Genomic DNA, 10,000 nt, shown 5'->3' with positions numbered 1-10,000 from the left:
CTCCAAAAACGTAGCTACCTGCGACTAGCACATCGGCACCAGCATCAGTTAGTTGTTTAGCATTTTTATTAGTTACACCACCATCTATTTCAATTATAGTAGATGCGTTTTTTCTATTGATTAACGCTTTTAGCTTTTCTACTTTTGAATAGGTGTTTTCAATAAATGATTGTCCTCCAAAACCAGGATTTACACTCATGATACAAACTAAATCAATATCCTGAATTACATCTTCTAATAAATCTATATTGGTATGTGGATTTAATGCAACACCGGCTTTCATTCCTTCTGCTTTAATAGCTTGAAGTGTTCTGTGTAAATGCGTACAAGCTTCGTAATGAACCGTTAAAACATCAGCACCTAATTTTTTGAATGTTGCAATGTATCGGTCAGGATCAACAATCATCAAATGAACATCAATAGTTTTTTTAGCATGTTTATTGATGGCATCAAGAACAGGCATTCCAAAAGAAATATTAGGAACAAAAACGCCATCCATAATATCAATGTGAAACCAATCGGCCTCGCTTGCATTAATCATTTCGATGTCGCGTTGTAAATTAGCAAAATCAGCTGCCAAAACTGATGGAGCAATAAGTGTGTTTTTCATAAACTTATAAAGTGTGTGTTGTTAAGTGCAAATGTACAATATTTAAAATATTTCAACATTCAAAATTCCAAGTTGAATATTCAAAATTTTTAGTTTTCAACAATGAACAATGAATAACGAATGTTGAATTTTGAAGTTGCTTTTAAAAATAAAACTCCGGTAATCAGCCGGAGTTTCAATCATCAATCAAAAAACGAACAGTCTTAGACTGTTGTTATTGTAATTTAGGAATTAACCTAAATAAGTTTTTAATATTTTACTTCTTGAAGTATGTTTCAATCTTCTAATCGCTTTTTCTTTAATCTGACGAACGCGCTCACGAGTTAAATCGAAAGTTTCTCCAATTTCTTCCAAAGTCATTGGGTGTTGGTCACCTAAGCCGAAGTATAAACGAACCACATCAGCTTCTCTTGGAGTTAAGGTTTCTAATGCTCTTTCGATTTCTGTTTGTAACGATTCGTGAATTAATTCTCTATCTGGATTTGGAGATTCACCTGAACGTAAAACGTCGTATAAGTTAGAATCTTCACCTTCTACTAAAGGAGCATCCATTGATAAGTGACGACCTGAGTTTTTCATTGACTCTTTTACGTCATTTACCGTCATATCTAATTCTTTTGCAATTTCTTCTGCCGAAGGAGCACGCTCATTAGATTGCTCTAACAAGGCATACATTTTGTTGATTTTATTGATAGAACCAATTTTATTCAACGGTAAACGTACAATACGAGATTGTTCTGCCAAAGCTTGTAAAATCGATTGACGAATCCACCAAACGGCATATGAAATAAATTTGAAACCACGCGTTTCATCGAAACGTTGTGCGGCTTTAATTAATCCTAAATTTCCTTCGTTAATTAAATCAGGAAGTGTAAGTCCTTGATTTTGATATTGTTTTGCTACTGAAACTACGAAACGTAAATTAGCTTTTGTTAATTTCTCTAAAGCGCGTTGATCTCCGGCTTTAATTCTTTGTGCTAATTCTACTTCTTCGTCAGCAGTAATAAGGTCAACTTTTCCAATTTCTTGTAGGTATTTGTCTAAGGAAGCAGTCTCACGATTAGTAACCTGCTTGGTGATTTTAAGTTGTCTCATTGAATTTTTCTCCTTACTTTTTAAAAGTTCTAGTAGTTATACGTAACAGGTTACAAAAAAGTTACAAAAAAAATAAAATAAAATTCAAAAGCCCCGACTTTAATTTAAAATCGGGGCTTTTTATGAATTAACGTAACTATATTAACCTTGAGGTTTATCTTTCTTCTCGATAGGTTTTTCTTCTCTTGGAGGTCTAGGTAAAAGTGCTTTTCTCGACACTTTTTCTTTACGTGTTTTAGGGTCAACACCTAAGTATTTTACCATAAACACATCTCCCATATTTACTACATCAGTAACATTTTCAGTTCTTTCCCAAGCTAGCTCTGATACGTGTAATAAAACTTCGTTTCCTGGTGCTTGTGTATATTCTACAACAGCTCCAAAATCTAACATTTTAATTACTTTTACTTCGTAAGCTTCTCCCATTACTGGTTTGAAGATAATAGAGTCAATTTTAGCTAAAACAGTTGCAATTCCTTCTGGACTTGTTCCTAAAATTTCAACTACACCTTGCTCATCTACTTCATTAATTACGATAGTAGTTCCAGTTGCTTTTTGTAATTCTTGAATTACTTTTCCACCAGGTCCAATTAAGGCTCCAATGAAAGCTCCAGGAATAGTTCTTGTAATGATTTTTGGTGCTTTTGGTTTTACTTCAGCTCTTGGAGTTGCAATAGTTTCAGTGATTTTTCCTAAAATATGCATACGTCCATCGCGCGCTTGACCTAAAGCTTGTTCCATGATGTCATAACGTAAACCATCAATTTTGATGTCCATTTGACATGCTGTAATACCGTCAGCAGTTCCAGTTACTTTGAAGTCCATATCTCCTAAGTGATCTTCATCTCCTAAAATATCAGACAATACAGCAAATTTTTCACCATCAGTAATTAATCCCATAGCAATACCAGAAACTGGTTTTACCATTTGAATTCCAGCATCCATTAATGCCATAGTACCAGCACAAACCGTTGCCATTGAAGAAGAACCGTTAGATTCTAAAACTTCAGAAACGATACGAATTGTATAAGGACAATCAGCAGGAATCATATTTTTTAAAGCTCTTTGAGCTAAGTTTCCGTGACCTACTTCTCTTCTTGAAGTTCCTCTTAAAGGTTTTGCTTCACCCGTTGAGAAAGGAGGGAAGTTATAATGTAAATAGAATTTTTCTTCACCTTGTTCTGATGGAGAATCTATTTGGTTAGCTTCTCTTGAAGTTCCTAAAGTTACCGTAGCTAAAGCTTGTGTTTCTCCACGTGTAAATAAAGACGAACCGTGAACAGAAGGTAAATAATCAGTTTCACACCAAATTGGTCTAATTTCAGTTGTTTTTCTTCCGTCTAAACGTAACCCTTTTTCTAAGATTACATTACGAACTGCTTCTTTATTAGTTTTGTAGAAATATTTCCCTACTAAATCACCGTTTTCAGCTAATTCTTCTTCTGTAAATAAAGCTTTTACTTCTTCTTTTACAGCAGCAAATTTTTCGCCTCTTTCGCTTTTTCCTGAAGCTTCTTGAGCAATTGCATAACATTTGTCATATGCAGCTGCTTTTACTTTTGCGTAAATAGCTTCATCTTCTTTTTCACCTTCATATTCTCTGTAAGCAGGAGAACCAATAGCAGCTCTTAAACGCTCTTGTGCTTGAATTTGAATTTTGATAGCTTCGTGAGCAAATTTGATAGCTTCTACCATTTCTGCTTCTGAAATTTCTTTCATTTCTCCTTCTACCATCGCAACAGAATCCATAGAAGCTCCAATCATCATGTCGATGTCTGATTGTTCTAATTCTTCTCTGCTTGGGTTGATAACGAATTTTCCGTCGATACGCGCTACACGAACTTCAGAAATTAAGTTATAAAAAGGAATGTCTGAAACTGCTAATGCTGCAGAAGCTGCTAATCCAGCTAATGCATCTGGCATTACATTTTCGTCGTGACTCATTAATTGAATCATTACTTGTGTTTCAGCATGGTAATCGTCTGGGAAAAGTGGACGCAATACACGGTCTACTAATCTCATTGTTAATACTTCGCTGTCGCTTGGACGTGCTTCTCTTTTGAAGAAACCACCAGGAAAACGACCTGCTGCTGCAAATTTTTCACGATAATCAACCGTTAAAGGTAAAAAATCAACACCAGGATTTGATGTTCTTGCAGATACTGCTGTTGCTAATAACATGGCATCGCCCATACGAACAACAACAGATCCATCTGCTTGTTTGGCCAATTTTCCAGTTTCGATTGTGATGCTTCTTCCGTCACCTAAATCGATAACTTCTTGGAATACTTTTGGAATCATAAAATTTTAATTCTTAATTAAACAATGGGTAGTTGTGTTGTTGTTGTGTGTGTAGTTGTTTGTAACCCAATGAAAAACCAAACTTTTTCTGTCAATATAAATAAAACAAAAAGGGGCACAAAGCCCCTTTAGTTGATTATTTTCTAATACCTAATTCTTTAATAATCTCACGATATCTGTTGATATCTTTCTTTTTTAAGTAGTCAAGAAGACTTCTTCTTTTACCTACTAAAAGTACTAACGAACGCTCCGTGTTAAAATCATGACGATTTTTTTTCAAGTGCTCAGTTAAGTGAGAAATTCTAAATGTAAATAATGCGATTTGCCCTTCAGCAGATCCAGTGTTTTCAGCTTTTCCTCCGTGTTTAGCGAAGATTTCAGCTTTAGTTTCTTTTGTCAAGTACATGCCAATATTATTTTAAATGATTTTTATGTATGAATTGTATGGTTGCAATTCGGGTGCAAAGATAGAAATAATTGTGAATTATGAATTATAAATCAGGAATTATTTTTTCCAAATTCAAAACTTAAGCAATTTTATCAATCGATTTGAACGCCCTTTTTAATAAAAATGGAGTAGCCAATGTGGTAATAAGTCCCATAATTACTAACATCGAAAAGATTTCGGTATTGATAATTCCAGCCTTGTAAGCAATGTTTGCAATTACTAACTCCATAATCCCTCTGGCATTTAATCCAAAACCTAATGCAAGCGAAATTTTATGATCTAATCGCGCAAAGCGACCACCAACATATCCACCTATTATTTTTGAAAAGAATGAAACGGCAATGATGGCAAATAACAACGGATAATTTTGAATGGATGAAAATTGAAATTCTAATCCAATTCCCGCAAAAAAGATGGGAGCTAAAAACCCCATTGCCATACTATTAGTCGTGTTGTGAAACGTGTTTAAATGTTTTTCGCCAACTAATTCTTTTGAAATTAGCATCGAAGCAAAAAAGGCTCCAATTATAAAATGCAATCCAATACTTTCGGTAATAGTGGCAAAGATTAGAATGAACACAAAGAATACTGCAAAAAGCGATTCTTTTCCTTTTAATAGCGAAAGTATCTTGTTTAGTTTGTTTTCTATTAAATTTTCTTCTCTTGATACATTTCGGATAACACGATAGGTGGCAATTACTAAAATTAAGAAACAACTCAGTTTTAAAAGCGTTAATAAAGTTGCATGAGTTATGTTAGCAAATGTTTGCTCAACATCTTTAATATCTAATAAAATACCTAAAATTGTTAACGCAATTACATCATCAAAAATGGCTACCGAAATAATTTTTTGTCCTACTGGAGAATTTAGTTTACCTAAATCCATCAAAATTCGAATACTAACAGGTAAAGCGGTAATGGCAACACATAATCCTATGAATATCGTTGACATTACATCTAATTCAAAATATCTTCCCACAAAAAAACCTGAAACAATTGGAACAAAAAAGGCTAAAAGTGAAATCACAATATTTCGACCTTTCATTGATTTCACAATTTCATCCAAATTAATTTCTAAACCTGCAATAATGACCAATAAGAAAACTCCCAACTCAGAAATTACTTTTAATTCTTCGGTACGATGTATGAAATTTAAAATCGTAGGTCCTAATAATACACCAGCTAAAATTTCTCCAATCATAGCAGGTTGTTTAAAACGCTCCATAATTTCGCCAAAAAAACGTGCTAAAACTAATAATAGCAATAAATTAGCAAAAAAAGGGAGTTCTAAACTTGGGACATTAAATTCCATAAATAGCCAGAGTCGTGTTAGTTATAATCACGACAAATGTATAAAAAAGAGTTAAAGATTATTTGTTACTTAAAATAATTTTGCAACTTGTTCATTTACAAACTCTAAAAAGCGTTCGTCAGCTTCTGAGAAAGGGTCTATAACGTGAGAATCGATATCAATTTGTCCAATATTAATTCCGTTAACGAATAATGGAACTACAATCTCTGATTTCACAGTAAAACTACAAGCAATGTAATTATCTTGTGCTTTTACATCAGGAACTACAAAATTAGCATTCGATTCGGCTACTTGTCCGCAAATTCCTTTTCCAAATGGAATTACAGTATGGTCAGTTTCAGCTCCAACATACGGACCTAAATGTAAAGTTCTAGCTTCGTGATTCGCGAAATAAAATCCTACCCAATCATAATAACTTACGTTCTCACTTAATAATTGGCAAATTTCTTTTAGTTTTTCATCGCGAGTAACATTTTCTTTTTCAATAATGCTCGAAACAATTGGTTTTAATTCTTCAAATGTCATAGTTGTATTTTTTTTGCAAAAGTATTTATTCCGCACTATTAAAAAATCTATATTTTTGTTAAAAATAATATGTTTGAAAAATATTTTTAATCAGTACCGACATTTTTTTACTTTTCTATTAAAGTTTATCTTGTTTTATGTCGTTTTTATCTTCATTTACAAATTGTATTTGAGTCAATTTGATTTGCAACAAAATGAAGTTGATGGTATAACTAAAACGGTTGCTTTTCAAACCAAACAATTCATGTTGTTATTTGATTCAAACGTAGAATTAGAGCAGCATAGAAAAGAACCTGCAATTAAAATGCTTTTTCATTCCAAATATGTAGCTCGGATTGTAGAAGGTTGCAATGCGATAAGTGTAATGATTTTATTTGCGTCGTTTGTTTTTGCATTTTCATTACAATGGAAGAAAACAGGATTGTTTATTTTGTTTGGAATTGTACTTATTCATCTTTTAAATATTGTAAGGATAGCTGTTTTATCTTTTTCATTGTATTATTTTCCGGAACAAGAAGCGTTATTACATGGGACTTTTTTCCCGCTTTTCATTTACGGAGTAGTTTTTGTTTTATGGATTATGTGGGTAACTAAATTTTCAGGTTATGTTAAAAAAACTATTTAAACATAAGTTTCGAATCTTAGTGCTTGTAATCGCTCTTTTGGGATTAATATTTGTTCGTGCTTTTGAAAATCAATTGTTCTATGATCCTTTTTTAGCCTTCTTTAAATCAGAATACCAAAATAAATCATTGCCAAGTTTCGAGAGTATTCCATTGTTTTTCGGTTTGTGTTTTCGTTATTTTATCAATACATTACTTTCATTGATAATCCTTTATTCATTATTCAAACAATTACCATTAGTTCGATTCGCAATGCTTTTATATGGTGTATTTTTTGTGGTATTAATGGTTTTGTTTTTTGGACTGCTTTATTTTTCTGATCAACCCGATTATTTGATTTTATTCTACATCCGACGATTTTTAATTCAACCTTTGTTTTTAGTGCTTTTTATTCCAGCTTTTTATTATCAACAAATTTCTCGCTAAATTTTCGTACCTTTAGGTATTATTTATAGCGAAATGAAAGTTACTAAATATTCCGGTGAGCTAGTTCATTATGACGAACAAAAACTGATCAATTCTCTTCGAAAATCGGGAGCCGACCAAGCTATGGCGGAAACCATCGTTAAAGAAATTGAAAGCGAAATGTATGAAGGAATATCTTCAAAAAAAATCTACAAGCGTGCTTATCAATTATTAAAAAATATTTCTAACGTTCATGCCGCACGTTACAATCTAAGAACCGCTTTGTTAGGACTTGGTCCGGCCGGATTTTTCTTTGAAAAGTTCATTGCAAAAGTAATGCAAGAACAAGGTTTTAAAACGAAAGTTAGTGTTACATTAAACGGAAAATGTATATCACATGAAATCGATATTTTGCTTCTCAAAAACGATGTGCTTTCTATGATTGAATGCAAATTCCACTCTGGTCAAGATGCAAAAAGTGATGTAAAAGTGCCGATGTATATTTTGTCTCGATTTAATGATGTGAAAGATAGAAAATACGACTTGTTTTCGGCTAAGCGAAATATTTCAAAATGCATCATTGTAACCAATAACAAGTTTACCACTGATGCAATTCAATTTGGAGAATGTTCAGGTTTAAATATGTTGAGTTGGGATTATCCTCAAAAAAATGGCATCAAAGAATTGGTAGATAAATACAGAGTATATCCCGTAACTTGTTTGACTACTTTAACTAAGGCAGAAAAAGATCAATTACTTATTTTAGATTGTATCACCATCAAAGATTTGGTGCTACATCCCGATTATTTAAAAACCATCGAGTTAAGTCACAATCGGATTAAAAATGTACTTAAAGAAGCCAATCAATTAAACAATTAAAAGCAAAAATCATGAAAATTCATTTTTTAGGCGGAGCTGGAACCGTAACAGGTTCAAAAACGTTAATCGAACACAATAATCTTCGAATTCTGATTGATTGTGGCATGTTTCAAGGCATAAAATCATTGCGTGAATTAAATCGGGAGCCACTTTCCATTTTACCTGAAACAATTGATTTTGTAATTTTTACGCATGGCCATTTGGATCATTGTGGTTGGTTACCTAAATTGGTTAACGAAGGTTTCAATGGAAAAATTTTCTGTACCCGACCTACAAAAGAAATTTCACGATTGATTTTGTATGATAGTGCAAAAATTCAAGAAGAAGAAGCAAAGAGAGCCAATGAAGAGCATTTTTCAAAACACGATCCAGCCGAACCTTTATATACAGAGTCTGAAGTAGATGCTGTAATTCCGAAGTTTCGAGTGGTGGATAAAGATTTGGACGTAAAATTGGATGATGATATTTCGTTTAAATTCTTTTATGCAAGTCATATTTTAGGCGCTTGTTCGATTGAATTAACGATTGATGGAAAAGTTTTGGTTTTTTCAGGCGATATTGGGCAAGATGATGATGTACTTATGTTTCCGCCTCAAAAACCGAAAAAAGCAGATTATGTTTTCTTAGAAAGTACCTATGGAAATCGCCTTCATCCAGAAACCGATGCTTTATTTGAATTGGAAACCATTATCAACAATACATTCAACAAAGGCGGAACCGTTATAATTCCAAGTTTTGCAGTGGAACGCGTGCAAACCATGATGTATTTGATTTGGCAATTGAAAAAAGAAGAACGTCTTCCAGATATTCCTTATATCATTGATACACCAATGGGAATTAGCGTTTTAGATGTTTTTAAAGACAATAACACTTGGCACAAACTTTCTTTTGAAGATTGCGACGAAATGTGCAAAGTTTTTACGCTAATTTCCGATTACAAAGATAGTATGAATGCCGTTTACGACAAAAAACCAAAAGTAGTCATCGCAGCAAGTGGCATGATTACAGGAGGAAGAGTTCTATCATATTTAGAACGATTAATCGATAAACCTGAAACGACAGTTATATTAGTAGGCTATCAAGCAGAAGGAACTCGCGGAAGAAAATTATTAGAAGGCGCTCAAGAAATCAAAATTTATGGAAATTATTATCCCGTTGTAGCCAATATTCTTTTAATCGAAAGTTTATCTGCACATGGCGACCAAAAAGATTTACTGAATTGGTTATCCGAATTGGAAACGAAACCTAAAAAAGTATTCTTGGTTCATGGTGAAAATGAAGCTGCGGATGAGTTGCGTTTAAAAGTACAAGAACAATTTGGTTTTGATGCTCAAGTGCCATTTTTAGGACAAGTCATTGAAATTTAGAATAAAGTTAACGCAAATTAAAATTCAATTTCCTACTTTTGTTCCGATGAATTTCAGAAAACACATAAGTATCGTTTTAGCTTCCTTAGTATTGCTTGCCAATTTAGGGTTGAGTTTTGCTGTGCATTATTGTAAAGATGAAATTGCATCGGTTTCTTTTCAATATCAAGAAGACGAACCTTGTGTTGAGGAGGTGAAATCATGTTGTGCAAAAGAAGATTCACACGATTCTTGTTGTTCTAACAAATTAATCAAAGTTGAAAAAAAGACCGATGATATATTGGTTAAAACCCTTCAATTAGATTTAGAACAAGCAGTTTTTGTTGCTGATTGGAAGCCTAATTTCGTTGCATTTGAATCAGAAAATTTCGTTTCAAATGAAGTGGCTTTTTATTGCGATTCTCACGCGCCGCCGCTCTACAAACTCTACTGTCA

The 10,000-nt window shown here is 33.2% G+C and carries 11 protein-coding genes; 5 read left to right on the top strand and 6 right to left on the bottom strand.

The window, feature by feature from the left end:
• The 6 genes from rpe to LDL23_RS07815 all read right to left on the bottom strand — a co-directional run.
• Positions 1-610 (bottom strand): ribulose-phosphate 3-epimerase (gene rpe, locus LDL23_RS07840; RefSeq protein ID WP_291265200.1); only part of this gene is annotated, 610 nt, incomplete at its 3' end.
• A gap of 231 nt (positions 611-841) precedes the next feature.
• Positions 842-1,705 carry a sigma-70 family RNA polymerase sigma factor gene (locus tag LDL23_RS07835; protein ID WP_014389330.1) on the bottom strand — a complete coding sequence of 288 codons (864 nt, stop codon included), beginning with the start codon at positions 1,703-1,705 and terminating at the stop codon, positions 842-844.
• Between the two features lie 141 nt (positions 1,706-1,846).
• Positions 1,847-4,006, bottom strand: coding sequence for a polyribonucleotide nucleotidyltransferase (locus LDL23_RS07830; protein WP_291265199.1), 2,160 nt, complete (start codon positions 4,004-4,006; stop codon positions 1,847-1,849).
• A gap of 136 nt (positions 4,007-4,142) precedes the next feature.
• The gene (gene rpsO / locus LDL23_RS07825) at positions 4,143-4,412 is read right to left on the bottom strand and encodes a 30S ribosomal protein S15 (RefSeq protein WP_008256427.1); all 270 of its coding nucleotides are present in this window, start codon (positions 4,410-4,412) and stop codon (positions 4,143-4,145) included.
• Between the two features lie 121 nt (positions 4,413-4,533).
• Positions 4,534-5,766 (bottom strand): cation:proton antiporter, encoded by a 1,233-nt coding sequence (locus tag LDL23_RS07820; protein ID WP_026724204.1) that lies wholly within the window; start codon positions 5,764-5,766, stop codon positions 4,534-4,536.
• 69 nt (positions 5,767-5,835) lie between these two features.
• Positions 5,836-6,291 (bottom strand): GAF domain-containing protein, encoded by a 456-nt coding sequence (locus LDL23_RS07815; RefSeq protein WP_291265198.1) that lies wholly within the window; start codon positions 6,289-6,291, stop codon positions 5,836-5,838.
• Positions 6,292-6,346: 55 nt separating this feature from the next.
• On the opposite strand from LDL23_RS07815, the gene xrtF reads away from it, so the two are divergent.
• The 5 genes from xrtF to LDL23_RS07790 form a co-directional block, all read left to right on the top strand.
• Positions 6,347-6,916 carry an exosortase family protein XrtF gene (xrtF, locus tag LDL23_RS07810; RefSeq protein WP_366935483.1) on the top strand — a complete coding sequence of 190 codons (570 nt, stop codon included), beginning with the start codon at positions 6,347-6,349 and terminating at the stop codon, positions 6,914-6,916.
• Positions 6,897-7,340 (top strand): exosortase F system-associated protein, encoded by a 444-nt coding sequence (locus tag LDL23_RS07805; RefSeq protein WP_291265196.1) that lies wholly within the window; start codon positions 6,897-6,899, stop codon positions 7,338-7,340. The genes xrtF and LDL23_RS07805 overlap by 20 nt, the downstream gene beginning before the upstream one ends.
• 33 nt (positions 7,341-7,373) lie before the next feature.
• A complete protein-coding gene (locus LDL23_RS07800) occupies positions 7,374-8,198 on the top strand; it encodes a restriction endonuclease (protein WP_291265195.1) in 825 nt (274 codons plus the stop codon).
• 11 nt (positions 8,199-8,209) lie between these two features.
• Positions 8,210-9,565 carry an MBL fold metallo-hydrolase gene (locus LDL23_RS07795; RefSeq protein WP_291265194.1) on the top strand — a complete coding sequence of 452 codons (1,356 nt, stop codon included), beginning with the start codon at positions 8,210-8,212 and terminating at the stop codon, positions 9,563-9,565.
• A 46-nt stretch (positions 9,566-9,611) separates the two neighbouring features.
• Positions 9,612-10,000 (top strand): hypothetical protein (locus LDL23_RS07790; protein ID WP_291265193.1); only part of this gene is annotated, 389 nt, incomplete at its 3' end.

Source organism: Flavobacterium sp. (assembly GCF_020217025.1).
Classification (GTDB): Bacteria; Bacteroidota; Bacteroidia; order Flavobacteriales; family Flavobacteriaceae; genus Flavobacterium.
This window is presented reverse-complemented; position numbering and strand designations above follow the sequence as displayed.

What these genes read in the sequence shown, in the direction of transcription:
- LDL23_RS07830 (WP_291265199.1), bottom strand. Translation starts at nt 4,006, where the DNA reads ATGATTCCAAAAGTATTCCAAGAAGTTATCGATTTAGGTGACGGAAGA.
- rpsO (WP_008256427.1), bottom strand. Translation starts at nt 4,412, where the DNA reads ATGTACTTGACAAAAGAAACTAAAGCTGAAATCTTCGCTAAACACGGA.
- LDL23_RS07805 (WP_291265196.1), top strand. Translation starts at nt 6,897, where the DNA reads ATGTTAAAAAAACTATTTAAACATAAGTTTCGAATCTTAGTGCTTGTA.
- LDL23_RS07820 (WP_026724204.1), bottom strand. Translation starts at nt 5,766, where the DNA reads ATGGAATTTAATGTCCCAAGTTTAGAACTCCCTTTTTTTGCTAATTTA.
- LDL23_RS07795 (WP_291265194.1), top strand. Translation starts at nt 8,210, where the DNA reads ATGAAAATTCATTTTTTAGGCGGAGCTGGAACCGTAACAGGTTCAAAA.
- LDL23_RS07835 (WP_014389330.1), bottom strand. Translation starts at nt 1,705, where the DNA reads ATGAGACAACTTAAAATCACCAAGCAGGTTACTAATCGTGAGACTGCT.
- LDL23_RS07800 (WP_291265195.1), top strand. Translation starts at nt 7,374, where the DNA reads ATGAAAGTTACTAAATATTCCGGTGAGCTAGTTCATTATGACGAACAA.
- LDL23_RS07815 (WP_291265198.1), bottom strand. Translation starts at nt 6,291, where the DNA reads ATGACATTTGAAGAATTAAAACCAATTGTTTCGAGCATTATTGAAAAA.